The sequence below is a fragment of the Streptomyces sp. NPDC048696 genome, from assembly GCF_043198895.1.
Classification (GTDB): Bacteria; Actinomycetota; Actinomycetes; order Streptomycetales; family Streptomycetaceae; genus Streptomyces.
In genome coordinates, this window is the sequence record NZ_JBICVJ010000018.1 from 109,560 (window position 1) to 136,558 (window position 26,999).

Sequence of the window (26,999 nt, forward strand, 5' to 3'; positions counted from 1 at the left end):
GGTTACAGGATCCTTTCGGTTACTCGGTCCGGTGCGGCCGGCAGCGGCCCGAGGTCCGCCTCCAGACGGCGTGCGGCGGACAGGACCAGATCGTCCGCGCCGAAGGGGCCCACGAGTTGGAGCCCCACCGGGAGACCGGCGCGGGTGAGTCCGGCCGGGAGCGAAACGGCCGGCTGGCCAGTCATATTGAAGGGATACGCGGCGGGTGTCCACGCCAGCCAGAGCAGGTCCTCCGGACGGCTGGCCCAGTCAGGGCCGATCGCGTGGGGATCGATCGGCTCGATGGGCACGGTGGCCATCGCGAGCAGGTCGTACCGGTCGAAGATCTGGTGCAGTGTGGTGCGCAGCCCCAGACGCACCTCCTCGGCCCGCATCACGGTGGCCGCGCTGAGCGTGCGGCCGTGCCGCACGATCGCGAGGCGGCCCGGGTCGCACCACTCCTCGTCGGCGGGCGAGGTGCCCGCCGCGTCGCTCGCGGCGAGGATGTCGACGAGCGCCGGATACGGGTCGCGGAACGGCACCTCGATCCGCTCGACGCGGTGCCCCTGCGCGGCGAGCGCGTCCAGACCCTGCTCGCTGACCCGGCGGACCTCCGGCGAGGTGCCCGGGAACTCGATCCAGCCGATGCGCAACCGCCGCCGCTGGCGGGGCAGTTCATGCACGCCGAGCATCGAGTCCGGGTCCTGCGGATGCCCGCCGGTGATCACCGAGGCGAGCTCGATGACGTCCGGCACGGTGCGCGCGATCGGCCCCTGGTGGGAGAGCCGGTCGGCGCAGGCGGGAACATACGGCACCTTGGCGAACGACGGCTTGTAGCCGACCACACCGCAGAACGCCGACGGGATACGGATCGAGCCCGCGCCGTCGGTGCCGAGCGCCCCCGAGCCGAGCCCCGCCGCGACCGCGGCCGCGGCGCCGCCGCTGGAGCCGCCGGCGGAGAGTTCCAGATCCCACGGGTTACGGGTGGGCGGGGCCACCCGGCTCACCGTGGAGGCGCTCCACCCGTACTCCGACGTCGTGGTCTTGCCGATGACGATGGCCCCGGCGGCCCGCAGCCGCGCGACCGAGGGCGCGTCGGCCCGGGGCCGCCGGTTCTCCAGGAGGGACCCACGGGCAGTGGGCAGGTCCCCGGTCTGGATGAGGTCCTTCACCGAGACCGTGATCCCGAGCAGCGGCTGCCGGTCGAAGACGGCCGGGCCCTCCTCGCGGATCCGGGCGTCGGCCAGTTCGGCCTCCCGCACGGCCTCGTCGCCCGCGACCGAGACGAAGGCGCCGAGCTCGATGTCGGTCTTCTGGATCGCGGTGAGGACCGACTGCACATGGTCGGCGGCGGACAGCTCTCCCCGGGCGAGGAGGTCGCGTATGTCGCCAATGGACGCTGAGGTCAACGGAGCAGCTCCTCGTCAGAACGGGGTGGGCCGCCGGTCACGAGACCTGCTGCGGCTGCTTGGCGCGCGCCGCCGCGGCCTGGACCGACTTGAGGTGCCACTCGGAGTCGAAGGCGGTGACCTCGATCTCCTCGCCCGCGGCCACCAGCGCGGCGGCGGCGCTCATGGCGCCGGCGATGAACCCCGAGGTGCGGTGCGCGGCGAGCAGGTCGGACTCGTCGAACGGGGTGCCGTCGCAGCGCAGCAGACGCAGGTCCATGAACCCGTTGAACCTCTGGCCCAGCACCTCGACCGACTGCGGGCTGCGGATGCTGAACCGCACCTTCGACGCCACATGGCCGTGGTGGTGCTGGTCGGAGTAGAAGGCGACGTCGGGGATGGTCGGCGGGATGAAGTGGTCGCGCTCCACCACGGCGGGCACCTTGGGCAGGTTCCCGGCGATGAAGTGCCAGGAGTTGTACTGCATGCGGGACGACATCGCCCAGGCGTTGTCGGCCAGTTGCAGCACCGAGTCCTCGTAGTGGCGCTTGGCCGACGGGGCGGGCACCACGCAGCAGAAGAAGTCGGTGATGTCCCACTTGGTGATCTCGGCGTAGCTCTGCTCCCGCAGGGCGCGCATCAGTTCGGGGATCGAACGCATGCCCCGGCTCATGGCGAAGTCGGCCTCGAAGACCTCCGTCGCCCCGGCCACCGTCTCGTACACCAGGGCCTCAAGTCCGGTACCGAACTCGCCGTACGGCCGGGCGAGCCAGGAGGGGGACGCGGCCAGGCTCGCGCGGAGCTCGGCGAAGGTGGCGCCGGTGACCGGGAGACGCTCGCTCAGCAGGGCGGCGAGCTCCGCCTCGCGCTGCTGCGACTTCTCCCCGTACGGACCGGCCAGGCGCTCGATCTTGTGCATCAGCGCGCCGTGGATCTCGCGGTAGAGCTGGGCGTTGGGGATGACATGGCCCATCCGGCGCTCGCGCAGCGCCACGGCGAGGGCGTTCAGCGCCTCGACGCGGTGCGTGGGAGCGGGCGGGACGAGCTCCCCGCCGGGGACCGCGTTGTAGTTGCCGCGGGTGCGCTCCAGCATGTACGCGATGTGATCCAGCGTCAGCTGGGTGCCGTTGGCCTCCTCGATGCGCCCGGCGCCCGCGGAGCGCACCAGCAGCGTGAGGCAGACGACCATCACCGCGTCGTGGTCCGACCACTGCTCCATGGAGACGCCCATCAGACGGCTGAACGTCTCGTTGGGGTGGCCCGCCCACAGCGTCTTGCCGATGACGTTGTTGGTCTCGCGGAAGTTGGTGTAGAGCTTCCCCTCCTGGTGCAGCACGAAGGGGGCGGTCCGCAGCGCGGACTCCCGCAGCATCTCCAGGAGTTCGTCACGGGCCTGGGTGCCGAGCGCCGCCAGCCACTGGCGGCAGTCGACGACCTGGTCGGCGAAGCGGGCGGCCGCGCGGTCGACCTCGCTCTCGTAGTCGAGCAGGTCCTGCGCCGACCACGGCACGCTCATGACGCCCTCGACCAGCTTCTCCTCGTCCTCCAACGGCCCCTGCGAGGGCACGCGGACGACGATGCGGCCGGTCGTGGTCAGGCCCAGCTCGCCGAGGAACGCGGGGCGCTCCTTGACGTCGCGCACGGGCGTCGGCAGGTTCTCCTCGCGCCACGAGATGCCGCAGAGCACCTTGAGCGCGGCCTCGTCGGCGGTGCGCAGGGCGCGCAGCTGGACCTCGGCGGGGACGTGGCCGTCCAGGGTGAGCAGGGCGTTCACCGCGCCGCGCAGGTCCGGGGCCGCGGTCGCGCGCTCCCAGGCGCGCTTGAGCAGAGTGGGGAAACCGGCCTCCTCGTCTTTGAGGCGGTCCGGCTTCGGCGTGGCCCCGGCCACCGCGCCCTGGCGGCTCGGCCGGCGGCTCTGCCGCTTTTTGGCGTTGATGGCCCGGCGGGAGGTGCCGTTGCGCTCGGCGGAACTTGTCATGACACACCCTCAGCGGTAAGCCCGATGTGCTTCCACATCTCGTCGGTCGTGGGCGTCCAGTCCTCGTCGACGTAGATGCAGTCGACCGGGCACTCCAGGACGCACTTGGGGCAGCCGGAGCACAGTTCGGGGATGATGACGACGTCGAGTCCGTTGTCGAAGATCGCGTTGAACTCGGGCGGGCAGGCACGCAGGCAGGTGTCGCAGGTGATGCACTCCGCGCGCTCGATACGGCGTGGCGGCTTCTTCCACGTTTCGCTGCGGGTCCGCTCGGCGATCAGCTTGTCGCGCCCGGACACCGAGCCTTCCACTGTCTCGTCCAGCGAGTCGTCCGAAGTGTTCGTGGGCATTCGGCCCCCCTCTTGTCCTGTTTCGCTCGTGCCACGGTAAGAGAGCATTAATAACTGCGCCGCAGTGCGGCGACGACGGCCAGAATTACACGCGGCCCCGCTCCATGGGAACGGCGGACGAGCGGTGTGCAGACGCGGATTTCATGGCTGCGGTGGATTCCTGCTAGAGGGAATCTTGAACCCGCGGGCTTCTGATAATCCACCGTTCCGCAAGGGGACGCAATATGCTCAAGTCACCGCGCCGACGTCCGTCACAAGACGGCGCGGGGGATCCGTGTCGGTTTCGTTGAGACCCGCTCTGACCTGCTGCGATTGGGTGATCCGGGCTTCGGCTTCGCCCCTGCGGGCCGGACCGGGGCGGGCCCCGTCGGGCGACGGTATACGCGAACGGCGGCCGTGCAACCGCGGAACTCACGCAGTCGAACACCGCGACCGGGTGCACTCCGGTTTGTCAACTCCGTGCACGGAAACCCACTGGAGTCACCCTACCGTTTTACTGGTGTTGTGTCCGTCATCGGATACGCGTGTATATCGCACGCGGTGAATGCTCCCTAAACGGAGATATCCGCGTTATGGCCGGGGGAAAGGGAATCCATTGTGCGGGAACAGCAGCAGTGCGCCGCCGGGCCAAATACCCGGCGGCGCACTGGTGTTGGGGACGCGTCACCTCAAGTTCCGTCGCCGTAAGCCCAGTTCATGAGGGGGACTGGGGGAGTCATGGCGCGGAAGGGGGCACACGCGGGCCGCTCGGCGGCCGGCCCTCAGTCGTTCAGGATCGTCAGATCGAGCCGGTCCAGCCGCTCGGGCGCGGCCCGCATGTCGATCCCGGTGATCTTCTCGTCCACGACGGTGAACCCGAAGACGACCCTCGGCCGCCCGCGCGGCGCCCACACCGCCCCGACGACGCCGTCGACCAGCGCCAGCTTGGCGTACTTGGCGCGCCCCGAGAACGCGTCCGCCACCGAGCCCGCGCCCCGCACCTCCGTCGGCGCCCCCACCGCCACCGCCTCCGGGTCGGCGCGGAGCACCACGTCCGGGGCGAGCAGCGCGGTCAGGGTGGCGAAGTCGCCGCCGCGCGAGGCGGTCAGGAACGCGTCGACGATCCGGCGCAGCCGCGTCGTACCGTCGTCCGGCAGCGGATCGACCCGCCGCACCCGCGCCCGGGCCCGGTCGGCCAGCTCGCACGCCTCCTCGGCGCCGGTCCCCACGATCGGCGCCACCTCGTCATAGGGGAGGCCGAACAGATCGTGCAGGACGAACGCCATCCGCTCGGCCGGGTCCAGCGTCTCCAGGACGACAAGGAGGGCGAGGCCCACCGAGTCCGCCAGCACCTCCTCGTGCGCGGGGCCCATCGAGGCGAGTTTGGCGGCCAGTTCGGCCGGGACCGGGTCGGCCAGATCGTCCGGCGCCCGGCGCGCGGCCGGTACCCGGGGCGCCCTGGGCTCGGCGGAAACCGTTCTGCGCGAGCGCAGCCGGTCCAGGGAGACATTGGCGACCACCGTCATCAGCCAGGCGGGCAGCCCCCGGACACCCTCGTCCTGTGCCGGGTCGCCGCCCTCGGTGATCCTTAACCAGGCTTCCTCGACGGCTTCGTCGGCCTCGTTCAGCGTCCCCAGCATGCGGTACGCCACGGCCCGCAGATGCGGGCGGTTCTCCTCGAAACGCCGCGCCAGCCATTCGCCGTCGTCCATCGGTCACATTCCTCCGTCGCGCTCCGTCAGTGAGTGACGAACGCGTCACGGTCACACCCTCTGGCCACGTTCCGTCATAGCAGTGACGAACAAAACCCAGCTCATGTGACAGGAAGAGGTACCCCGATCGAGTCGAGGCGATCGGGTCGTACAGGGGAGGCCCCTCGAACAGACCGAGTTCGACCGAGCCCTGAGCGCAGGACTCCCAACCCTTAGCGAGCAGTCATGACGACGCATCCTCCATCACCTGGGCAGGCCACCGAGGAGCCGCCGCCCCCAGCACCGTCCACGTTCACCCACCGCTACGCGAAGGCCGTCGCGGGCCACCGCTCCAAGTGGGCCGTACTCGTGCTCTGGGTCCTGCTCATCGCCGTGGGCGGATCTCTGGCGACCAAGCTCGGTGACGTACAGAACAACGAAGCGCAGACGTGGTTGCCGAAGAACGCGCAGTCGACCAAGGCGGTGAAGATCGCCGAGGACTACTTCCAGGACAAGGGACGCATCGGCGCCGTCGTCGTCTACGCCCGCGAAAGCGGCCTGACCGCCGCTGACCTGGCGAAGGTGGACAGCGACCGCAGCGCGTTCGTGGCCAACAAGATCGCGGCGGGCGACGTCCCCTCGGTCACGGTCTCCGGTGACAAGAAGGCCGCGTTCCTCAGCGTGCCCGTCAAGTCAGACAAGGCCGACAACAGCGTCCTGGGCGACGGCGTCAAGGACCTGCGCAAGGCCGCGCAGAAGAACGCGCCGGACGGTCTCGAAGTCAAGATCGCGGGCCAGGCCGGCAACATCGCCGACTTCATCGATGTCTACTCCGGCATGGACGGCGCCCTGCTCGGCGCCACCCTCGGACTTGTCGCCCTCTTCCTGCTCTTCACCTACCGCAGCCCGATCCTGTGGCTGATCCCGCTGCTCTCGGTGGGTCTGGCCAGCCAGGTCGCCAGCGCCGTGGTCTATCTGCTCGCCAAGCACGCGGGCCTCACGGTCAACGGCCAAAGTGCCTATGTACTGACGGTGTTGGTGCTGGGCGTCGGCACCGACTACGCGCTGCTGCTCATCGCCCGCTATCGAGAAGAGCTGCACCGCCACGAGGACCGGCACGAGGCGATGGTGTACGCGCTGCGCCGCTGCCTGCCCGCGATCACCGCCTCGGCGGCGACCGTCGGCATCGCCACCATCTGCCTGGTGTTCGGCTCCATGAACTCCACCCGGGGCCTGGGCCCGGTGGTGGCCATCGGTGTCGTGGTCGTCTATCTGGCGATGGCCTCGCTGCTGCCCGCCTTCCTGGTCATCCTCGGCCGTTGGGCGTTCTGGCCGTTCATCCCGCGCTTCTCGCACGAGTTCGACCACACCAGCGCCGAGAAGGAGCACGGCTTCTGGGCGAAGATCTCCGGCTTCGTGGGCCGCTCGCCGCGTCCGATCTGGATCGGCACGGTGCTGGTCCTCGCGGCCCTCGCGTTCGGGGCGATGTCCCTGTCGACCGGGCAGACCCAGGCCGAGCAGTTCACCAAGACGGTGGACTCGGTCTCCGGTCAGGAGCTGATGTCGAAGCACTTCCCGGCCGGCTCGTCGGCGCCCGCCGATGTGTACGTCAAGGACGCCGGCACGCAGAGTGCGCTCGCCGTGCTCCACAACGTCCCCGGCGTCAGCCTGGCCACTCCCGTCGCGGCGAAGAACGGCTACACCCACATCGAGGCGGTACTGAAGGACGCGCCCGACACCCAGGCCGCCCGGTCCACCGTCGACCGGATGCGCACCGCGCTCGACAAGGGCTCGGGCGAGGCCAGGGACGCGGTGGTCGGCGGCCAGAGCGCGGTCGCGCTCGACACCTCCGACGCCCAGGGCAAGGAGGAGAAGGTACTGATCCCGCTCATCCTCGCGGTGGTGCTGATCATGCTGATCATCCTGCTGCGGGCGCTGGTGGCACCGATCGTCCTGCTGCTGTCCGTGGTGCTCTCGTACACGGCGGCCGTGGGCACGGCGGCGCTGCTCTTCCACGCCGTCGGCTACCCGAGGATCGACCGCGGACTGCTGCTCTTCGGCTTCCTGTTCCTGGTCGCCCTCGGTGTCGACTACACCATCTTCCTGATGACCCGGGCCCGGGAGGAGGTCGGCAAACGCGGCCACCGCGGCGGTGTGCTCACCAGCCTCACCGTCACCGGCGGCGTGATCACCTCGGCGGGACTCGTGCTGGCGGCGACCTTCAGCGTGCTGGCGGCGATCCCGACGGTGGCCTCGCTCCAGCAGGGCCTGCTCGTCGCGGTCGGCATCCTGCTCGACACGTTCATCGTCCGCAGCCTGCTGATCCCGGCGCTCGCCCTGGAGATCGGCCCGCGGTTCTGGCGCCCCGGCCACCCGGAGCGCGACGAGGCGGACATCCAGGTCCCGCTCAGCCCCGAATCGGCCCGTCTGGGCTGAGTCCGTACGTACGCCGTCCGCACCGGCGCGTACGTACGGTCCTTGATCACGGGCGCACCGCTTCCGTCCGGGAGCGGTGCGCCCGTGGTCGTCCTGCGGACCGGTCCACAAGACGTTTTCGGGACCGTCCGGAACCGGCCGTCACACATCTGCGGGCCGGCTCGTCAGTGTGGCGACACTTCAACGGAGGAGGAGAGCCATGACGTCGCCCATCCTGGTGACCGGCGGCACGGGCACGCTGGGACGACTGGTCGTCGCGCGGCTGCGGGACGCCGGCAGGGACGTGCGGGTGCTCAGCAGGAAGAGCCACCCGGCCGCCGACGGTCTCACCTACGCCACCGGTGACCTGGCCAAGAACGAGGGCATCGGCCCGGCCGTGGAGGGCGTCTCGGCGATCGTCCACTGCGCCAGTGACAAGAAGGGCGACGCCGACGCCACCCGCAACCTGGTCCGGGCGGCGGAGCAGGCCGACGTCCCGCACCTCGTCTACATCTCGATCGTCGGCGTCGACGACGTCACCTTCGGCTACTTCAAGTCGAAGCTGGAGTCCGAGCAGGTGATCAAGGAGTCCGGGGTGCCGTGGTCGATGCTGCGGGTCACCCAGTTCTACGACTTCATCCTCAACGGGGCCCAGAAGGCGAAGAAGCTGCCGCTGGTGCCGGTGCCCGCCGGGTTCCGGGTGCAGCCGATCGACCCGCAGGAGGTGGCGGTCCGGCTCGCCGAGCTGGCGGTGGACAAGCCGGCCGGGCGGGTGCCCGACCTGGTGGGACCGCGGGCCACCGACGCGGTCGAGATGATCCGCGCCTACCTCAAGGCCATCCACAAGGGCGCGCCCGTGCTGCCGGTGTGGATGCCGGGCATCGGGAGGATCCGCGCCGGCGGGCTGCTCCCGAAGGGGGCCGCGGGCGAGTACGCCACGGCCCGGGTGACCTGGGAGGAGTTCCTGGCCGCCAAGCTCGGCTGACCGTTCCGTCCCGGGCGCCGGGGGGCGTCCGGGACGGACGGGGACCGCAGCTTTCCTGTGAATTGCCCGAACTGGATACCGAACATCCAAGATTCTGAGCTTGATGTGACTTGTCCCATAGGCTGGGTTTCGCTTCACGGCGATGACGGACCCGGTGGAGGAATGTGACCGATGGACGACAGTGAACGGCTGGCTGAGCGCTTCGAGGAGCACCGCACCCATCTGCGGGCGGTCGCCTACCGGATGCTGGGCTCGCTGAGCGAGGCCGAGGACGCCGTACAGGAGTCCTGGTTCCGGCTCAGCCGCTCGGACGTCAGCGCCGTCGAGAACCTGGGCGGCTGGCTGACGACGGTCGTCGGGCGCGTCTGCCTGGACATGCTGCGGGCCCGCGAGTCGCGCCGCGAGGACCTGCTCGGCGAGCGCCCGCCGCCCGCCCCCGCCGCCCATGAGAGCGCCGACCCCGAACAGGAAGCGGTCCTGGTCGACGCGGTCGGCCCGGCCCTGCTCGTCGTGCTCGACACGCTCTCCCCGGCGGAGCGGCTCGCGTTCGTGCTGCACGACATGTTCGCGGTGCCGTTCGACGACATCGCCCCCGTCGTCGGACGCTCCACCATCGCGACCCGGCAGCTGGCGAGCCGGGCGCGCCGCCGCGTCCAGGGCGCCGAGGCCCCGGCCGCCGACCGGGGCCGCCAGCGCCAGATCGTCGACGCGTTCCTCGCCGCCTCGCGCGGCGGCCGCTTCGACGATCTGCTCGCGCTGCTCGACCCGGAGGTCGTGGTACGCGTCGACGGCGCGGCCCTGGCGATGGGCGCGAGCGGAGCGCTCGGTGCGCAGGCCGTCGCGAAGACCTTCTCGGGCCGGGCCCAGGTCGCCCAGCTCGCACTGGTGGACGGGGCCCCGGGCCTGGTCTGGGCGCCGAACGGCAGCGTGCGCGTCGTCTTCGACTTCATCGTCGTGGACGGCCAGGTCATCGCCATCGACATGCTCGCCGACCCCGACCAACTGTCGAAGATGGACGTCACGGTGCTGGAGGGCTGAACCGGACGCGGTCACCCGACCAGCCAACACGAAGAGGCGCAGCGCGGCCATCGGGCCGGGCTGCGCCTCCGTCGTTTCTTGAGCGGTTCTGAAGTCGCCGTTCCCCGAGGGACTTCGGGGTCAGCGGGCGCGGACCGACATCCGCTGGCGGGCCGCCTCGGCGAGCGCCACGAACGGGCTGTCGTCGTCGGACTCCTCGGCGTGCCACTGCACACCGACCGCGAACGGGTGGTCGTTCACCTCGATGGCCTCGACCGTGCCGTCCTCGGACCACGCCGTCACCGTCAGACCCTCACCGACCTGGTCGATGACCTGGTGGTGGTGGCACGGCACGACGTCCTTGGCCAGGAACTTGGCGAGATGGCTGCCCGGCTCCAGGCGCACCTTCTGCTGCCCGTACTCCTTTCCGCCCGGCGAGTGGTTGTCGTGGCCGACGATGTCCGGCAGATGCTGCTGGAGCGTGCCGCCGCGCAGAATGTTGATCAGCTGCTCGCCCCGGCAGATGCCGAGCGTGGGCAGATCGGCCTCCAACGCGGCCTCGACCAGGGCGAGTTCGGCCGTGTCGCGCACCTTGTCGTTCCAGCCGGTCTTCTCGTGCTTCTCCTGCCCGTACAGCGCGGGGTCGGCATCGGGACCCGCGAGCAGCAGCAGACCGTCCAGACCGCCGACGGTCTGCTCGACCCCGGGCTGCGGTGCCAGGAGTACCGGTATGCAGCCGGCGTCGGCGACCTTCTGGACGAACGTCTGGGGTACGAACGTCGCGTCCATCTCGAAGATCGCGAATTTGATCTGGGTCACGACGGCGGTGATCCCGATGATCGGCCGGCGTGTGCGGTCCAGCGAGCTCAAGGTCTCATTGACGGCGGAATGCACTGTGCACCTCACAAAGTGTCAGAGCTGGAGTACGGGGCGGAACTCCGCCTCGTGGTGGGCGATCCACTCGGCGTACGTGTAGGGCGGCCGTCCGACGACGGTCTCGACGGTGGGAAGCGGTTGTCCGACGACGCCTTGCAGCGATGCCTTCATGTCCAGGACCTGGTCGGCCACGGACCCGGGTATGTACAGCACCATTTGCGCGCGGACGCGTTCGCGGGGCACCTCTTGGAAGCGGGTCTCGATACCGAGCGCCGCACCGAGCATGCGCACCCTTTCCACCTGGCTCAGCGACTGGGGTCCGGTGATGGAGTGGATTGCTCCGGATTTCGCCGAGAGCAGTGACTTCACGGCGACGGCCGCGATGTCGCGTTCATGGATCGGGACCATCGCGGAACTTCCGTACACGCCGTGCACCACCCCGTCCTTGGCGATCTGGGGTATCCAGAGGAGATCGTTGGACATGAACGCACTGGGACGCAGGAACGTCCAGGACATTCCCGACTCGGCGACTGCCTTCTCGCACGCGATATGCGGCTCTCCGGCAGCATAGGTGACGGCTTCCGAGGACAGCAGGACGACATGTTGCACCCCTGCCCGCACGGCCGCGTCGACCGCTCCCTGGAGTTCCCCGAACGCGGGCCAGAGATAGAGGCGTTCGACCCCGCGCAGCGCGCGCTGAAGGGTCTCGGGCCGGCTGAGGTCGGCGGGTACGACCTCGGCTTCCCCCGGCAGATCGCACTTCGAGGGGTCGCGGGCGATGGCCCGCACCCGCTCACCCGCTGTGAGCAGTTCATCGACGATGTTCCTGCCGACGTTTCCGGACGCGCCGGTTACCAAGATCATGTGCTCTCCCGTGGTCAAGGGGGGATGTCCAATTGATCTTTGCGAAGGTAACGCGATACGTGACGCCAGGACCCTGGCGGCGGCCAGCGGTGCCGTGGGTACACGTCGGCCATGAGGCGGTGTCACCTCATGGCCGACGGTGGTGCTGTGGGATCTGGTGCGGTGGGATCCGGTGCTGTGGGACTGGTGTTACTTGACCTTGCTCTCGGAAAGGTTGATACGCCAGGAGACCCCGAAGCGGTCGTTGACCCAGGCGAACTTGGCGCTGAAGCCGTAGGTGCCGACCGGCATGATCACCTCACCCTTCTCGGAGAGGCCCTCGAAGACCCGGTCGAACTCCTCGTCGTTGTCGCACTGCACGTACACCGCCATGGCGGGCGAGAAGGAGTACGTGTCCCACGGGGCGTGGTCGGAACCGCGGGCTCCGTCCGGCGGGATGTTGATGCACATGAACTGCTGTCCGGCGAGCGTGAAGACCGCGTGCTGCAAGGTCCCCTCGACCCAGCCCGGCTCACCGGCGCGGGCACGAATGGTGTTGATCACCTCGGAGTCGTCGAAAAGCGACGTGTAGAACGTCACCGCGTCCTCGGCGTCCTTCGGGAACGCCAGAAAAACCGTGAGCTTCTGCGTGGCTGCGGAGGACATCGTGGGTCTCCTTATTAAGTCTGGTGTGCTGCGCGGAGCAGCCTTCCAACAGGCAAATCACGAAGTCAAGAGGGCAACCGCGGAATCACCGCTGTCGCGCGACGGGATTTCCAAGATCGACGATTGTTGATCTCCGGTGAATCGGTTATCCGGAAGCGGATCTTTCGGATGATTGAACGATCAATTCCTATTACTGGCGCGTAATAAAGGGCAGCCTAAGCAATCCTCGGGAAGGATCAAGAAAAGGATCGGAGAAACGCCTTTGAAAAGGATCACGGAAAACCGCAGAGCGCATTCCCCTTGACGCCTCTGATCGTCGAGTTGCAGACTTCTTCGGCGGCCCGAAAGGTCTGTTCAAGCGCCGCCGGGCGCCATCGAATTCAACGCTCCGTTTCCGATCCAGAAGGCCGTTTGAGCGGCGCCGCGAGGCGTTGCGAGGTGATTCCCGAAGCGCGGAATCACCTCTCGCATTTCTGATCCAGGAGGGCGAAAAATGGGTACTGGCGTGATCATTGCCGGGGCCGGTCCGGTAGGACTGATGCTGGCCGGAGAGCTCCGGCTGAACGGTGTCGACGTGGTTGTCTACGAGCAGCGGGCCACCCCGAGCGGCGAGTCGCGCGGGGTCGGTTTCACCCGGCGCGCCGCCGAGGTCTTCCACCAGCGGGGACTGCTGGCCCGCTTCGGCGACATCGAGATAGGCAACGAGGGCCACTTCGGTGGCGTGCGCATCGACTTCACGGCCCTGGAGGACAACCACTTCGGCATCCGGGGCGTGCCGCAGTACCGCATCGAGGAGATCCTGGAGTCCTGGATCACCGAGCTCGGCGCGGACGTACGCCGTGGCTACGAGGTGGTCGACTACCGGGAAGGTCCGGACGACATCACGGTGGTGGTCGACGGCCCGGACGGCCGTCAGGAGCACACGGCCCAGTATCTGGTGGGCTGTGACGGCGGGCGCTCCGCCGTGCGCAGACTGGCCGGCATCGAGTTCCCCGGCCGCGAGGCGACGCGCGGTATGTACGTGGCCGACGTCGTCGACCGCGACGACATCAAGCCCAGGGTGATCGGCGAACGCGTCGAGGGCGGGATGGTGATGGCGATCCGGCTTGAGGAAGGGGTGACCCGGATCATCATCCACCCGGCGAAGCTGACGCCCCGGGACACCAGCACGCTGACCTTCACCGAGATCGCCGACTCCTGGCAGGAGCTCACCGGGCAGTCACTGCACGGCGCCGAGACGAAGTGGGTGAGCGCGTTCACCAACGCCACCCGTCAGGCGGCCGAGTACCGGCGCGGCCGGGTCCTGCTCTCCGGCGACTCCACGCACATCCACATCCCGGCCGGGGCCCAGGGACTGAGCGTCGGCGTCCAGGACGCGGTGAACCTCGGCTGGAAGCTGGCCGCCACCGTCAAGGGCTGGGCCCCCGAGGGTCTGCTCGACACCTACCACGCCGAGCGGCACCCGGTGGGCGAGAAGCTGCTGCGCAACACCCTCGCCCAGGCGTCCCTCTATCTCACCGGCGACGAGATGGAGCCGATGCGGCAGGTGATGCGCGAGCTGGTGCAGTCGCCCGACGCCGCCCGGCGCCTGGCCGGACACGTCAGCGGCCTCGGCATCCGCTACGACATGGGCGGCGCGACCGGGCACCCGCTGCTCGGGCTGCGGATGCCCGACCGCGAGCTGAAGCTGTCGGACGGCTCGACCACGCGCGTATCGGAGCTGCTCCACCCGGCGCGCGGCGTGCTCATCACCGCGGACGGCAGCACCGAGGCGGCCCGGCTCGCGGCCGGCTGGTCCGACCGGATCGACATCGTCGAGGGCGGCTGGTCGGACCGGGTGGACATCGTCCCGGACGGCTGGGTCCCGGCGGACACGGCCGAGGGGACGACGCCGGACGCCGTCCTGCTCCGCCCCGACGGACACGTCGCCTGGGCGGCGCCCGACGGCGGTGAACTGCTCGACGCGCTGATCCGCTGGTTCGGCTCGCCCCGCTGAGCCGAAGGGGGACCCTGGAGGTGTCCGGTACAGCCGAGCGGAACCAGAGGAGGCTTTCGTGATCGAGTTCGTGGAGGTCGACGAGTCCACTCCTTATACGGAGCAACTCCAGGAGCGGACGGGCCCGGTGGTCCTCATCAACACCTTCACCGTGCCCGAGGGCAAGGCCGAGGAGTTCCTGGCGCTCTGGCGGCGCGACGCCGCATACTTCACCGAGCAGCCCGGCTTCATCTCCACCCAGATGCACCGGGGCGTCGGCGGCAGCCGCGTACTGGTGAACGTCGCCGTCTGGGAGTCCGCCGCCCATCTGGCGGCCGCCCACGCGGGGCCCGGGTTCCGCGCCACGGGCGAGGGCTACCCGGAGGGCTGCACCGTCTCTCCCCATCTGTACGAGAAGGTCGCCGTCGACGGCATCTGCGTCGCCTGATCCGGCGAACGGCCCGGGACCCGTCACAGCCGGTGTGACAGGTTCCGGGTCAATTCTCGGCCAAAGAACCAGCCAACTTCAGGTCATCCAGCCCTGGTTGGCCGACCGGCTTCGGCCCGGTGGGAAACCGGCGGTTACCCCCGGGCCGGGCGGTCGCCGCAGGAGCATCACGAGTGCGAAGCCGATCAGCCGGGCGGAATGTGAAATTCCAACCGCACTTCTGACGGGCCCTGACGTCCGGGGCCACCCTGCGCGCCGATTCCATCGACGGTTCACCGCTCGCGCTACAGAAGGTTGTCCGCACTTGACGGAACCTGAACTTCCACTCTGACCGAACGATGTTTGCCCCCGTACAGCTGTGCGGAAAGCGCGGCTCCGGGGGCGCTCAGGCATGCCGCGACGGCGGTCGTCAAAGGTGTGAACCACCCTTGTCCCACAGGGGATTCGGAGCCGATCCGGTCTGCCGCAGGGTGGTTGACAAGGCTTCCCCCGTCGCCTTTCATTTCGCACACCGGAAGTGGATTCCGGTTCCGATTCATTGCGAGGGGGCGCAAAGTGAGTCTGGCCGAGCAATCAATAGACGACTCTTTACTGAAACTCCACGCGGCCGACCTGGACGAGGTCGTGACCTCCATGGTCTGGATCGAGTCGCATCCCGCCGGTGAAGTGCGCATCGACTCCCTGGTCTTCGAGGACTCGCCCCGTCTCGGCGGAGCGGACGAGGACCACGTGCGCGTTCTCGCCGAAGCGGGCGACTCGTTGCCGCCCATCACCGTCCACCGCCCGTCGATGCGCGTCATCGACGGCACCCACCGAGTGCGCGCCGCCCTGCTCAACGGACGCACCACGATCCAGGCCCGGATGGTCGACTGCGACGAGGGCGCAGCGTACGTCCTCGCGGTGAAGGCCAACGTCACCCACGGTCTGCCGCTGTCGCGGTCCGACCGCTCGGTCGCCGCGGCGCGCATCATCATGACCCATCCGCAGTGGTCGGACCGGGCCGTCGCGGCCGCCGTGGGCCTGTCCGACAAGACCATCTCCCGCATCCGTTCCCGCTCCTCCGCCGATGCTCCGCAGTCGAACGCGCGGCTCGGGCGGGACGGCCGGCTGCGCCCGCTGGACAGCGGATACCGCCGCCAGCAGGCCGCCGCGATGATCCACGAGCGGCCCAACGCGGGGCTGCGCGAGGTGGCCCGGGCCACCGGCCTCTCGCCGGCCACGGTGCGGGACGTACGGCAGCGCATCGACCGGGGCGAGGACCCCGTGCCGGGCCGCTACCGTGCGGCGGCGGGCCAGAACCCGGCGCCGGGCGCGCCCGTGGTGCCGCGCCAGACGCAGCGCGCGGTGAGCGCGCGCAGCGAGCGGCGGGAGGTGTCCGTCGACCGGCAGAAGCTGCTGGCCAAGCTGAGCGAGGACCCGTCGCTGCGGCTCAACGAGGCGGGTCGGCGCACCCTGCGCTGGCTCCACCACTACACGGTGGACGGCGAGGGCATGGAGACGCTGGGCCGCGGTCTGCCCGGCCACTGGGCGCCCGAGGTCGCCGACCTCGCGCGCAGCTGCGCCGCCGCCTGGCAGACGCTCGCCGAGCAGCTCCAGCAGCGGGCCGAGTAGCGCACCGGGCGCGGACCGGCCACAACCGAACACCGTGAGCCGGGGCGGACAGGGGAGTGCTGGTCGCGGGCGTATGCCGCGACCAGCACTCCGGCCGTTCACCCGTGCAACTGCGGCGCCCGTCCATCGATATGAATGCACAGCTGCCCAACCAGCCGCCACTACCGTCAGGTTGGAAAGGCTTCAACGCGCTGACGTCACCAGGAGGCTGCCCGTGTCCCCTTCCGCAGATACCCGCGAGAACGGCTCCAGGACGGGGGTCTGGTTCATCGGAGCCCGGGGCTCCGTCGCCACCACGGCCGTCGCCGGCTGCGCCGCCGTCGCCGCCGGGCTCAAGGCCGCCACCGGCATGGTCACCGAGACCCCCGCGTTCACCGACAGCGGCCTGCCCGACCTCGCATCCTTCGTCTTCGGCGGCCATGACGTCGCCGGTGGTCCGCTGCCCAAGCGGGCCGAGGAACTGGCCGACGGGGGAGTGCTGCCGCACGGACTGCCCGCCGCCGTCCGCCCCGAACTCGCCGCCGCCGACGCGGAGATACGCATGGGCGGACCGCTGCCCGGCGACACTCGTGACGACGAGGAGCTGATCGCCGCGTTCGCCGCGGACATCGCCTCCTTCGCCGAGCGCACGGGCGTGGCCCGTACCGTCGTCGTCAATGTCTCCTCGACCGAGCCCGCGCCCGCCGAGGGCGCCACCCGGCTGCCCGCCTCCTCGCTGTACGCGGCGGCAGCGCTGCGTGCCGGATGCGCATATGTGAACTTCACTCCGTCGACCGGTGTGCACCACCCGGACCTCGCCGCGCTCGCCCAGGCGGCGGCCGTGCCGTACGCGGGCCGGGACGGCAAGACCGGCCAGACCCTGCTGCGGGCCGTGCTCGCGCCGATGTTCCACCAGCGGGCGCTGGCCGTACGGGCCTGGTCCGGCAGCAATCTGCTCGGCGGCGGGGACGGCGCCTCGCTCGCGGACCCGGCGGCCGCCGCCGCCAAGAACGCCGGAAAGAACCGGGTCCTTGAGGACAACCTCGGAGCGCTCCCCGAGGGCGAGGTGCACATCGACGACGTGCCCGCGCTCGGCGACTGGAAGACGGCCTGGGACCACATCGTCTTCGAGGGCTTCCTCGGCTCCAAGATGGTGCTCCAGACCATCTGGCAGGGCTGCGACTCGGCGCTCGCCGCCCCCCTCGTCCTGGACCTCGCCCGGCTCACCGCCCGGGCCCATGAGATCCGACTGACCGGTCCGCGACCGGAGTTGGGCTTCTACTTCAAGGACCCGGACGGCGGCTCGGGCGCGCTCGCCGAGCAGTACGCGGCCCTGCTGGCGTTCGCGGACCGGCTGCGGGAGGCCCGGTGAAGCCGGTGCTGCGGGACTGGGCCGAACTCCTGCGGATCTCCGCCCTGTTCAGTGTTCCCGGCGACGCCCTCGCGGGGGCGGCGGCCGCCGGGCTGCGACCGAACCGGCGCACCGCGCTCGCCATGGGTGCCTCGCTCTGTCTGTACGAGGCCGGAATGGCCCTCAACGACTGGGCCGACCGCGAGGAGGACGCGCGTGAACGCCCGCACCGCCCGATCCCGTCGGGCCGTGTCAAGCCGGGCGCGGCCCTGGCGGCGGCGGCCGGACTGACCGGTGCGGGCCTGGCCCTGGCGTATCGCGCGGGCCGCCCGGCGGGTGCGGTGGCCACCGCGCTCGCGGGCACGGTCTGGGCGTACGACCTGCGCCTGAAGCACACCCCGGCGGGCCCGGCCGCGATGGCCGCCGCGCGCTCCCTGGATCTGCTGCTCGGCGCGACGGCTACCTCGGGCGAGCCGTCCCGGGCCGCCCTCCTGCCGGCCGCGGCCCTGGGCGCCCACACCTACGCGGTCACCACCGTCTCGCGCCACGAGACCCAGGGCGGCTCGGTCCGGGCGCCGATGGCGGCGCTGGCCTCCACGGCGGCCCTGGGCGCGCTCACCAGTCGGCGCCGTGGTGTCACGGGAGCGCCCCAACTTCCCACCCGGCCGAGGGACATCGCGCAGAGCGCGCTCGCCGCGACCTATGCGGCCACCGCCGCCAAGCCCCTCTTCCACGCCGTGCTCAACCCCTCGCCCCCGCTCACCCAGCGTGCCGTCGGCGGCGGCATCCGGGCGATGATTCCGCTCCAGGCGGCGCTCGCCGCCCGTGCGGGCGCGGTGCGCAGCGCGGCCGCCCTGGTCGCGCTCGTCCCCGTCGCCCGCACCCTCGCACGGAAGGTGAGCCCCACATGAGCGTCCGCCTCGGCTACGGCACCAACGGGCTGACCGACCTCCGGCTCGACGACGCCCTGTCCCTGCTCGCCGACCTCGGATACGAGGGCGTCGGGCTGACCCTCGACCATATGCACCTCGACCCGATGGCCCCCGAACTGGCCTCCCGTACGGCGAAGGTGGCCCGGCGGCTCGGCGAACTCGGGCTCGGCGTGACCGTCGAGACCGGTGCCCGCTACGTGCTCGACCCCCGGCGCAAGCACGGGCCCACACTGCTGGACGCGGACCCGGACGCGCGCGCCCGGCGCAGCGAACTGCTGGTGACGGCCGTGCGGGTGGCCGCCGACCTCGGCGCGCACGCCGTGCACTGCTTCAGCGGCATCACGCCCGAGGGCACCGACGACGACACCGCGTGGAAACGGCTCGGCGAGTCGCTGGCGCCGGTGCTCGAAGCCGCCGAGCGGGCCGGGGTCCCGCTCGCCATCGAGCCCGAGCCCGGCCATCTGCTCGCCACGATCGCCGACTTCCACCGGCTGCGCGATCAGCTCGGTGATCCGGAACCGCTCGGGCTCACGCTCGACATCGGGCACTGCCAGTGCCTGGAGCCCGCCTCGCCGGTGGAGTGCGTCCGCGCCGTCGCGCCCTGGCTGCGGCACGTCCAGATCGAGGACATGCGGCGCGGCGTGCACGAGCATCTGCCGTTCGGCGACGGGGAGATCGACTTCCCGCCCGTACTGGAAGCGCTCGGCGCCACCGGCTATCAGGGGCTGACCGTCGTCGAGCTGCCCCGCCACTCGCACGCGGGTCCCGAACAGGCCCGCAGATCCATCGAGTTCCTGCGGACGGTCCTCGCCGGCGCCGCTGCCCGGCCCGCGAAGGGAGCATGACCGTGACACCTCGTGCGGAACTCGACGCCCGCCTGAGCGGCGCCGCCCGCGCCTGGCTCGACGAGGCGCTGGACGAGGCGGCGCACACCGCCACCCGCCCCGCCAAGGGGTACGGCGTCGCCCCCTGGGAGCTGCGGTTCGCCTCGGCCGGACGCCGGCTCGGCGCCGACGCCGTGGACGAGGCCCGGGTGCTGCTGCTGCGGACCGCGCGGGTGGACGCCTCCACCGCGACCCGGATCTACCAGCAGGGCAACGCGGCCGAGCGCCGCGCGGTGCTGCTCGCCCTGCCGGAGCTCGGCCTGGACGCGGCGGCCGGGGTGCCGCTCGTCGAGGACGCGCTGCGCGCCAACGACACGCGTCTGGTGGCGGCGGCCGTCGGCCCCTACGCCGCGGCGCACCTGGACCCGCACGCCTGGCGGCACGCCGTGCTGAAGTGCCTGTTCACCGGCGTGCCCGTGCGCGCCGTCGCCTCGCTCGCCGAACGCGCCCAGGGCGATGCGGAGCTGGCCCGGATGCTCGGCGACTACGCGAGGGAACGTATCGCCGCCGGCCGCCCCGTCCCCGAAGACCTGCACCATGTACTGGCCCTCACCGGGGCCGAGGAGCACTGAACCATGCGTATCTTCGACCCGCACATCCATATGACGTCCCGCACCACCGACGACTACGAGGCCATGTACGCGGCGGGCGTGCGCGCGGTGGTCGAGCCCGCGTTCTGGCTGGGCCAGCCCCGCACCTCGCCCGAGAGCTTCTTCGACTACTTCGACGCGCTGCTCGGCTGGGAGCCGTTCCGGGCGGCCCAGTACGGCATAGCCCACCACTGCACCATCGCCCTCAACCCCAAAGAGGCCAACGACCCGCGCTGCACGCCGGTCATCGACGAGCTGCCGCGCTACCTCGTCAAGGACGGCGTCGTCGCGGTCGGTGAGATCGGCTACGACTCGATGACCCCGGCCGAGGACACCGCGCTCGCGGCTCAGCTCCAGCTCGCCGCCGAGCACGGTCTGCCCGCCATGGTCCACACCCCGCACCGCGACAAGCTCACCGGTCTGCGCCGCACCCTCGACGTCGTACGCGAGTCGGCGCTCGCCACCGACCGGGTGCTGCTCGACCATCTGAACGAGACGACGGTGCGCGAGGCCAAGGACAGCGGTGCCTGGCTCGGCTTCTCGGTCTACCCGGACACCAAGATGGACGAGGACCGGATGGTCGCGATCCTCGACGAGTACGGCCCGGAGAAGGTGCTGGTCAACTCGGCGGCGGACTGGGGCAAGAGCGATCCGCTCAAGACCCGCAAGGTCGCCGACGCCATGCTGAAGGCCGGGTTCGACGAGGACGCGGTGGACCTGGTGCTGTGGCGCAACCCCGTGGCGTTCTACGGGCTCAGCGGCCGCCTCGACCTCTCGGTGACGGCGCCGCAGGCCCTGCACGAGGGCAACTCCATCCTTCGCGGCGGAGAGTGAGCTCATGCGTCTGCGCCACCCCGACGGCTCCACGGTCCACCTCGCGTACTGCACCAACGTCCACCCCGCCGAAACCCTCGACGGCGTCCTCGCCCAGCTGCGCGACCACTGCGAGCCGGTCCGCCGGCGCCTGGGCACCGACCGGCTCGGCATCGGCCTGTGGCTGGCCCGGGGCGCGGCCGCGGAGCTGAGCGCCGACGCGGCCGCGCTGCGCGGGCTGCGCGCCGAACTCGACGGGCGCGGCCTTGAGGTCGTCACCCTCAACGGCTTCCCGTACGACGGGTTCGGCGCCGAGGAGGTCAAGTACCGCGTCTACAAGCCGGACTGGACCGATCCGGAACGCCTGGAGCACACCGCCGACCTGGCCCGGCTGCTCGCCGCGCTGCTCCCCGACGACGTCACCGAAGGCACCATCTCCACCCTGCCGCTCGCCTGGCGCACCGGCTTCGACACGGCGGCGCAGCAGGCGGCGCACTCCGCGCTGCGCGCGCTGGCCGGGCGCCTGGACGCGCTGGAGGAGGAGACCGGCAAATCCATCCGGATCGCTCTGGAGCCCGAGCCCGGCTGCACGGTGGAGACCACCGCCGACGCCATCGCCCCGCTCACCGCGATCGGCTCGCCGCGCATCGGGATCTGCGTCGACACCTGCCACCTCGCCACCTCCTTCGAGGACCCGGCGACCGCGCTCCGGGCGCTGCACACGGCCGGGATCGCCATCCCCAAGGCGCAGCTGTCGGCCGCGCTGCACGCCGAGGACCCCAGCAGCCCCGAAGTGCGCTCCGCGCTGGCCGAGTTCGCCGAACCGCGCTTCCTGCACCAGACCCGTACGAGGAACGGCGCCGAACTGCTCGGCACCGACGACCTCGACGAGGCGCTGGCGGGCCCGGCCCTGCCGGACACCGCGCCCTGGCGCGCCCACTTCCACGTACCGCTGCACGCGACGCCCGAGGCGCCGCTGACCTCCACGCTGCCGGTGCTGCGCGAGACCCTGGCCGGTCTTGTCGGCGGACCCGTCGCGCACACCCATCACCTGGAGGTCGAGACGTACACCTGGCAGGCCCTGCCCGCCGGGCTGCGCCCGCGTGACCGGGACCGGCTCGCCGACGGCATCGCCGCCGAACTCTCGCTGGCGTGGGACCTGTTGACCGACCTCGGCCTCAAAGGACTGTCATGACGGACGACCGCACCCCGACCCCTCTGCTGGTCCTGGACGTCGTCGGGCTCACCCCCCGGCTGCTCGACCACATGCCCCGTCTCAGGGAACTCGCGCGGTCGGGCTCGAAGGCGCGGCTCGGCACCGTGCTGCCCGCCGTGACCTGCGCCGCCCAGTCCACGTTCCTGACCGGCACGCTCCCCGCCGAGCACGGCATCGTCGGCAACGGGTGGTACTTCCGCGACCTCGGCGAGGTCCTGCTGTGGCGCCAGCACAACGGCCTGGTCGAGGGCGACAAGCTGTGGGACGCGGCCCGCCGCGCGCACCCCGGCTACACCGTCGCCAACATCTGCTGGTGGTACGCGATGGGCGCGGACACCGACATCACGGTCACCCCGCGCCCGGTCTACTACGCGGACGGCCGCAAGGAACCCGACTGCTACACCCGCCCGCCGGCGCTCCACGACGAACTCCACGACAAGTTCGGCACGTTCCCGCTCTTCAACTTCTGGGGACCGACCGCCGACATCGTCTCCTCCCAGTGGATCGTCGACGCGACCCGCCACATCCTGGCGACCCGCGACCCGGACCTCGCGCTGTGCTACCTCCCGCATCTGGACTACGACCTCCAGCGCTACGGGCCGGACGACCCGCGCTCGTACCGGGCGGCGGCGGACCTGGACGCGGCGATGGCACCGCTCCTGGACGACGCCCAGGCGGCCGGCCGCACCGTCGTCGCGCTCTCCGAGTACGGGATCACCAAGGTCAGCCGCCCGGTCGACATCAACCGGGCGCTGCGCCGCGCCGGACTGCTCGAAGTCCACACCCAGGACGGCATGGAGTACCTGGACCCGATGGCCTCGCGCGCGTTCGCGGTCGCCGACCACCAGCTCGCGCACATCTACGTACGCAGGCCCCAGGACCTGGAGGCGACCAGGGAAGCCCTCGCCGACCTGGCGGGCATCGACCAGCTCCTCGACGACGACGGCAAGAAGAGCTTCGGCCTGGACCACCCGCGCTCGGGCGAACTGGTCGCGGTCGCCGAGCCGGACGCCTGGTTCACGTACTACTACTGGCTGGACGACGAGCGCGCCCCGGACTTCGCGCAGCTCGTCGAGATCCACCGCAAGCCCGGCTACGACCCGGTCGAGCTGTTCATGGACCCGCTCGACCCCTATGTGAAGGTGAAGGCCGCCAAGGCGCTGGCCCGCAAGAAGCTCGGGATGCGCTACCGGATGGCGGTCGTGCCGCTCGACCCCTCGCCGATCCGGGGCAGCCACGGCCGCCTGCCCGACGACCCGCAGGACGGGCCGGTCCTGCTGTGCTCGACGCCGGACGCGGTCGGGGACGCGGTCGAGGCGACCGAGGTGAAGGGGCTGCTGCTGGGTCTTGCGGGCCTGGCGTAGGACGCCGCTCGTACCCCTCGTACATGAAGAAGCTCCTGGCGGAATCGTTCCGCCAGGAGCTTCTGCGCAGGGGGAGGGCGTCGGATCAGATCGGGCGGGCCTCGACGATCGAGACGCCGGCGGCCGTCTGCACGATGCGGTCGAGCTCGAAGCCGGTCGCGCGCAGGATCTCCGAGTACTGGCGCGCCGTGCGCTCCTTGCCGCCGACCAGGATCATGAGCCACAGGTCGACCAGTTTGGCCGGGTGCGGCTTGTTGCCCTCCGGCGGCACGAATTCCATGACGAGAAGACGGCCGTCGGGGCTGATTGCCTCACGCGCGTTCTTGAGGATCTCAAGCGCCTTCGGCTCGGGCCATTCGTGGAGAATGTGCTTGAGGAGATAGGCGTCCGCGCCGGCGGGCAGCGGGCCGAAGAGATCGCCCTTGTCGATCGTGACCCGGTCGACCACGCCCTCTTCGGTGAGAAACGCGTCGGCGCCGAGCTCGTCCGCACGGGAATCGAAGAGGATTCCCTGCGCGGTGGGCGTCTTCTTGAGGATCGCCGACAGCAGACCGCCACGGCCGCCGAAGACGTCCACCAGCGTCTTGTACTTGGAGAAGTCGTACGCGGCGAGAATGGGCTCGGTCTCCATATTCGAGAGCGTGCCCATGCCGTTGAGGAAGATCTCGGCGAATTCCGGGTTCTGGCCCAGATACTCGTACGCGTGCATGCCGCGGTTCTTCTCAAGGCTCGGCTGCCCCGTGCGCACCGTGTGGATCAGCGCGCCCCAGTCCTCCCAGCTCGCGGGGTGACCGGTCAGCAGGGCCATGTCGCGCATCGAGTTGGGCGTGCCGGTGCGCAGCGCATTGGCCATCGGGGTCAGCTTGAAGCGCCCGTCGCTCTCCTCGCTGAATATCTTGTAGCTGGCCAGCGCGCGCAGCAGCCGGTGCACGGCGTCCGGGTCGGCCTCGATCCGCCGGGCGATCTCGGCCGAGGTCAGCGGGCCGTCGGCGAGCTGGTCGGCGATCTTCAGCTCGGCCGCCACATAGATCGCCTGGGACACCCAGGCACCCTGGGCCAGTTCGAGCACGGCGATCGGCGCGGGCACCATCAACTGGGCGAGCCGTTGCACCCGCGCGCGCACACCTTCGACGATGCGGACGACTCGGGCGGGCGGAATGGGGGGCATGCGTATCCTCCATGGGCGGTTGCGCAGCGGTATCAAGAGTCTTAATTACCGGGGATACCGGAAACTATGGGCGTCGCCCGGCAGACTCTAGAGCCGTACATCGGCGTGGAACAACCACTCGACACACAAGAACCGGCCCCGAGTTGGCCGATTGTGTGCGGAAGATCCAAAACCGGATCGGACTCCGGATCCGCACCAGTGAATTCCGAGTGCGAATCAAGTGTTCAACTGCGGAGGAGCCGCAGTCGGCCACCCACTTACAACTGGCCTATAAGTACGGGACGGTTGAGGTGGAAGCGTCTATCGTGGCGCCCGGTTGAGACGGCTCCCAATGACGGGGGCTCGCCATGATGAGGGAGAGACATGTCGAGAATACGCAGGTCTTGGAGTGGGGCCTTCGTGGCGGCGGCTGCCGTGGGGACCTTGACGGCAACGCTGGTCCCGGGTCCCGCACAGGCCTCGCCGAAGGAGGCGAAGGCCACCGCGACTGCCAACATCGAGGTTATTGCGAGCAAGCTGAACAACCCGCGCGGCATCTCCGTGCAGGACGACGGCACGATCCTGGTCGCCGAGTCCGGCGTGGGCAAGCCCGGCTGCGCGCCCGGCACCAAGTGCGTCGGCCTCACCGGTTCCATCTACCGTGTCAAGGGCTCGGAGCAGGGTCGCGTCGTCACCGGCCTGCCGTCCTCGGCGGTCGCCCCGACCAAGCCGTACGAGCCGATCTCGGCCGCCGGTCCCAACGACGTCGAGGCCAACGGCTCGGGCTACCTCGTGCTCAACGGCTTCGGCGGCGGCACGGACGACCGTGACAAGCTCGGCAAGGACGCGGCCAAGCTCGGCACGCTCCAGACCGCGAGCGGCTGGGTCGTCGGCGACCTGGCGAAGCACGAGACGCTGCTCGACCCCGACTGGATCCTCGGCCACGCGCCGAACCCGGAAGAGGCCTCGATCCACAGCAACCCGTGGCGCTTCGCGCGCAACGGCCGGGGCTTCCTGGTGGCCGACGCGGGCGGCAACGACCTGGTCGGCATCGGCTTCGGCGGCAAGACCACCACCGAGGCGATCTTCCCCGACAACGAGATCCCGGCGCCGGGCGGTGCCGCCGCGGCTCCGTCGGCCAAGGAGAAGCAGGCCCTCAACTCGCTCGTCCCGCAGACCACGAAGGTCGCGGCCGACGGCACGGTCAAGGTCCAGTCGGTGCCCAGCGGCATCCTCAAGGGCCAGGACGGCGCCTTCTACGTCGCCGACATGGGCGGTCTGCGTCCGGGCGGCTCGCGCATCTGGCGGATCGTGCCGGGCCACCGCGCCGAGGTCTTCGCCAGCGGCCTGACCGCCGTCAGCGACCTGGCGCAGGACAGCGACGGCAACCTGATCGCCCTGACCCTGACCGGCGGCTTCCAGCAGCAGGGCCCGCCGCTGCCGGGCAAGCTGAACCGGATCGACATCAAGACCAAGGCGGTCACCGAGATCCCGACCGACGGCAAGCTGTCGATGGCCACCGGCCTCGCGGTCGGCCCGGACGACGAGATCTACGTGACCAACAACTCGGTCGGCACCGAGGGTCAGCTGATCAAGATCACCGAGTAGTACGGGTGTGAGGCCGGGCCGTCGCGACGGCCCGGCCGACGTGTGACGTGCGGCCCCGCCGGGCTTTCGAGCCCGGCGGGGCCGCTTCGTCGTGCCGGGAAGTGTCGTCCGGAGATCGTTTCCGGGTCCGCCCGGAGATCGCTCCCGGCTGCCCGAAGAGCGCTCGGAAATTTCTTTCTCTCCTCCGGTCACACTCTCGCGCCGGGACCCGTCAGACGGGTGACGCGGGATCCCGACCGATGGGATCAAGCCAGCGTCACCGCTGAAAGATCGCTTAGATCTCTGAAGGAGAGCAGTCATGGAAGCACGGATGCAGAACCCGGCGATGGTCCTCCCCGACGCGATGCAGGCCATCCAGAGTCTGCACAAGGCCACGTACGCGGGTGGCCTCCCGGCGGGCCTGCTCGCCCTGAGCCACCTGCGCGCGAGCCAGATCAACGGCTGCAGCCCCTGTGTGGAGTCGTCGTCCGGCCAGGCGCGCAAGGCGGGCGAGAGCGACGAGAAGATCTTCTCGGTCGGCGCCTGGCGCGAGACCCCCTTCTACACCGACTCCGAGCGCGCGGCCCTCGCCCTCACCGAGCACGTCACGCGGCTGAGCGACCGTGAGGACCCGGTCCCGGACGCGGTGTGGAACGAGGCGGCCAAGCACTTCAACGAGCAGGAGCTCGCCGCCCTGGTGCTGCACATCGCGGTCAGCAACCTGTTCAACCGTCTGAACGCCACGACGAAGCAGCAGGCCGGGCAGAAGTGGTAGGTGCGGCCCGGGCCTGACGGCCGGTCGAACCGGGCGGGGGGGGGGGGGGGGGCGGCCCCCCCCGCCGGGGGGCCCCCCCCCCCGCCCCCCCGGGGGGGGGGGGGGGGGGGGCCACCCACGTTGGAGCGTGGGTGGGGGGGGGTTTATGGGCAGGGGAGAA

General features: G+C 70.4%; 23 protein-coding genes. 15 read left to right on the forward strand and 8 right to left on the reverse strand.

Going from position 1 to position 26,999, the window contains the following annotated elements; all coding sequences use genetic code 11:
- Nucleotides 1-2 precede the first annotated feature (2 nt).
- From ACGFRG_RS30685 to ACGFRG_RS30700, 4 genes are all read right to left on the reverse strand, one after another.
- Nucleotides 3-1,388, reverse strand: coding sequence for an amidase (locus ACGFRG_RS30685; RefSeq protein WP_393269156.1), 1,386 nt, complete (start codon nucleotides 1,386-1,388; stop codon nucleotides 3-5).
- A gap of 37 nt (nucleotides 1,389-1,425) precedes the next feature.
- A complete protein-coding gene (locus ACGFRG_RS30690; protein WP_393269159.1) occupies nucleotides 1,426-3,345 on the reverse strand; it encodes a hypothetical protein in 1,920 nt (639 codons plus the stop codon).
- Entirely contained in the window at nucleotides 3,342-3,695 is a 354-nt protein-coding gene (locus ACGFRG_RS30695) for a 4Fe-4S dicluster-binding protein (RefSeq protein ID WP_361425994.1), read from the reverse strand. The genes ACGFRG_RS30690 and ACGFRG_RS30695 overlap by 4 nt, the downstream gene beginning before the upstream one ends.
- 761 nt (nucleotides 3,696-4,456) lie before the next feature.
- Entirely contained in the window at nucleotides 4,457-5,386 is a 930-nt protein-coding gene (locus ACGFRG_RS30700) for a sigma-70 family RNA polymerase sigma factor (protein WP_361425997.1), read from the reverse strand.
- 225 nt (nucleotides 5,387-5,611) lie between these two features.
- Between ACGFRG_RS30700 and ACGFRG_RS30705 the strand changes: the two genes are divergently transcribed.
- The 3 genes from ACGFRG_RS30705 (at nucleotide 5,612) to ACGFRG_RS30715 (ending at nucleotide 9,803) form a co-directional block, all read left to right on the forward strand.
- Nucleotides 5,612-7,801: an MMPL family transporter gene (locus tag ACGFRG_RS30705; RefSeq protein ID WP_393269163.1), complete on the forward strand. Its 2,190-nt coding sequence runs from the start codon at nucleotides 5,612-5,614 to the stop codon at nucleotides 7,799-7,801.
- 199 nt (nucleotides 7,802-8,000) lie between these two features.
- On the forward strand, nucleotides 8,001-8,765 hold the full coding sequence (locus ACGFRG_RS30710; RefSeq protein ID WP_361426003.1) for an NAD(P)H-binding protein: 765 nt from the start codon (nucleotides 8,001-8,003) through the stop codon (nucleotides 8,763-8,765).
- 171 nt (nucleotides 8,766-8,936) lie between these two features.
- Entirely contained in the window at nucleotides 8,937-9,803 is an 867-nt protein-coding gene (locus tag ACGFRG_RS30715) for a sigma-70 family RNA polymerase sigma factor (RefSeq protein WP_361426006.1), read from the forward strand.
- Nucleotides 9,804-9,923: 120 nt separating this feature from the next.
- Here the strand turns inward: ACGFRG_RS30715 and ACGFRG_RS30720 are convergent, their stop codons facing one another.
- The 3 genes from ACGFRG_RS30720 to ACGFRG_RS30730 form a co-directional block, all read right to left on the reverse strand.
- Nucleotides 9,924-10,688: a gamma-glutamyl-gamma-aminobutyrate hydrolase family protein gene (locus tag ACGFRG_RS30720; RefSeq protein ID WP_393269167.1), complete on the reverse strand. Its 765-nt coding sequence runs from the start codon at nucleotides 10,686-10,688 to the stop codon at nucleotides 9,924-9,926.
- 6 nt (nucleotides 10,689-10,694) lie between these two features.
- Nucleotides 10,695-11,522 carry an NAD(P)H-binding protein gene (locus ACGFRG_RS30725; protein ID WP_361426012.1) on the reverse strand — a complete coding sequence of 276 codons (828 nt, stop codon included), beginning with the start codon at nucleotides 11,520-11,522 and terminating at the stop codon, nucleotides 10,695-10,697.
- A 189-nt stretch (nucleotides 11,523-11,711) separates the two neighbouring features.
- A complete protein-coding gene (locus ACGFRG_RS30730) occupies nucleotides 11,712-12,167 on the reverse strand; it encodes a VOC family protein (RefSeq protein WP_361426015.1) in 456 nt (151 codons plus the stop codon).
- 493 nt (nucleotides 12,168-12,660) lie between these two features.
- On the opposite strand from ACGFRG_RS30730, the gene ACGFRG_RS30735 reads away from it, so the two are divergent.
- The 10 genes from ACGFRG_RS30735 (at nucleotide 12,661) to ACGFRG_RS30780 (ending at nucleotide 23,330) form a co-directional block, all read left to right on the forward strand.
- Nucleotides 12,661-14,163, forward strand: coding sequence for an FAD-dependent monooxygenase (locus ACGFRG_RS30735; RefSeq protein WP_361426018.1), 1,503 nt, complete (start codon nucleotides 12,661-12,663; stop codon nucleotides 14,161-14,163).
- Nucleotides 14,164-14,221: 58 nt separating this feature from the next.
- Nucleotides 14,222-14,590 carry an antibiotic biosynthesis monooxygenase family protein gene (locus tag ACGFRG_RS30740; protein WP_361426021.1) on the forward strand — a complete coding sequence of 123 codons (369 nt, stop codon included), beginning with the start codon at nucleotides 14,222-14,224 and terminating at the stop codon, nucleotides 14,588-14,590.
- 555 nt (nucleotides 14,591-15,145) lie between these two features.
- Complete coding sequence (locus tag ACGFRG_RS30745; protein WP_361426024.1) at nucleotides 15,146-16,201, forward strand: ParB/RepB/Spo0J family partition protein; 1,056 nt, start codon at nucleotides 15,146-15,148, stop codon at nucleotides 16,199-16,201.
- Nucleotides 16,202-16,409: 208 nt separating this feature from the next.
- Nucleotides 16,410-17,552 (forward strand): inositol-3-phosphate synthase, encoded by a 1,143-nt coding sequence (locus ACGFRG_RS30750; RefSeq protein ID WP_393269192.1) that lies wholly within the window; start codon nucleotides 16,410-16,412, stop codon nucleotides 17,550-17,552.
- Nucleotides 17,549-18,442 carry an SCO3242 family prenyltransferase gene (locus tag ACGFRG_RS30755; protein ID WP_393269173.1) on the forward strand — a complete coding sequence of 298 codons (894 nt, stop codon included), beginning with the start codon at nucleotides 17,549-17,551 and terminating at the stop codon, nucleotides 18,440-18,442. The genes ACGFRG_RS30750 and ACGFRG_RS30755 overlap by 4 nt, the downstream gene beginning before the upstream one ends.
- A complete protein-coding gene (locus ACGFRG_RS30760; RefSeq protein ID WP_393269177.1) occupies nucleotides 18,439-19,308 on the forward strand; it encodes a sugar phosphate isomerase/epimerase family protein in 870 nt (289 codons plus the stop codon). The genes ACGFRG_RS30755 and ACGFRG_RS30760 overlap by 4 nt, the downstream gene beginning before the upstream one ends.
- A complete protein-coding gene (locus ACGFRG_RS30765; protein WP_393269180.1) occupies nucleotides 19,305-19,919 on the forward strand; it encodes an EboA domain-containing protein in 615 nt (204 codons plus the stop codon). Before ACGFRG_RS30760 ends, ACGFRG_RS30765 begins: the two co-directional genes overlap by 4 nt.
- 3 nt (nucleotides 19,920-19,922) lie before the next feature.
- Nucleotides 19,923-20,771 carry a TatD family hydrolase gene (locus tag ACGFRG_RS30770; RefSeq protein ID WP_361426035.1) on the forward strand — a complete coding sequence of 283 codons (849 nt, stop codon included), beginning with the start codon at nucleotides 19,923-19,925 and terminating at the stop codon, nucleotides 20,769-20,771.
- A 4-nt stretch (nucleotides 20,772-20,775) separates the two neighbouring features.
- The gene (gene eboE / locus ACGFRG_RS30775; RefSeq protein ID WP_393269184.1) at nucleotides 20,776-21,945 is read left to right on the forward strand and encodes a metabolite traffic protein EboE; all 1,170 of its coding nucleotides are present in this window, start codon (nucleotides 20,776-20,778) and stop codon (nucleotides 21,943-21,945) included.
- A complete protein-coding gene (locus tag ACGFRG_RS30780) occupies nucleotides 21,942-23,330 on the forward strand; it encodes an alkaline phosphatase family protein (protein ID WP_393269187.1) in 1,389 nt (462 codons plus the stop codon). The genes eboE and ACGFRG_RS30780 overlap by 4 nt, the downstream gene beginning before the upstream one ends.
- An 85-nt stretch (nucleotides 23,331-23,415) precedes the next feature.
- On the opposite strand, the gene ACGFRG_RS30785 is transcribed toward ACGFRG_RS30780, so the two are convergent.
- A complete protein-coding gene (locus ACGFRG_RS30785) occupies nucleotides 23,416-24,498 on the reverse strand; it encodes a methyltransferase (RefSeq protein WP_361426044.1) in 1,083 nt (360 codons plus the stop codon).
- 423 nt (nucleotides 24,499-24,921) lie between these two features.
- Between ACGFRG_RS30785 and ACGFRG_RS30790 the strand changes: the two genes are divergently transcribed.
- Nucleotides 24,922-26,085, forward strand: a complete 1,164-nt coding sequence (locus ACGFRG_RS30790; RefSeq protein WP_361426047.1) for a ScyD/ScyE family protein — start codon at nucleotides 24,922-24,924, stop codon at nucleotides 26,083-26,085.
- Between the two features lie 298 nt (nucleotides 26,086-26,383).
- Nucleotides 26,384-26,839 carry a carboxymuconolactone decarboxylase family protein gene (locus ACGFRG_RS30795; RefSeq protein ID WP_361426050.1) on the forward strand — a complete coding sequence of 152 codons (456 nt, stop codon included), beginning with the start codon at nucleotides 26,384-26,386 and terminating at the stop codon, nucleotides 26,837-26,839.
- The last annotated feature ends 160 nt before the right edge of the window (nucleotides 26,840-26,999 follow it).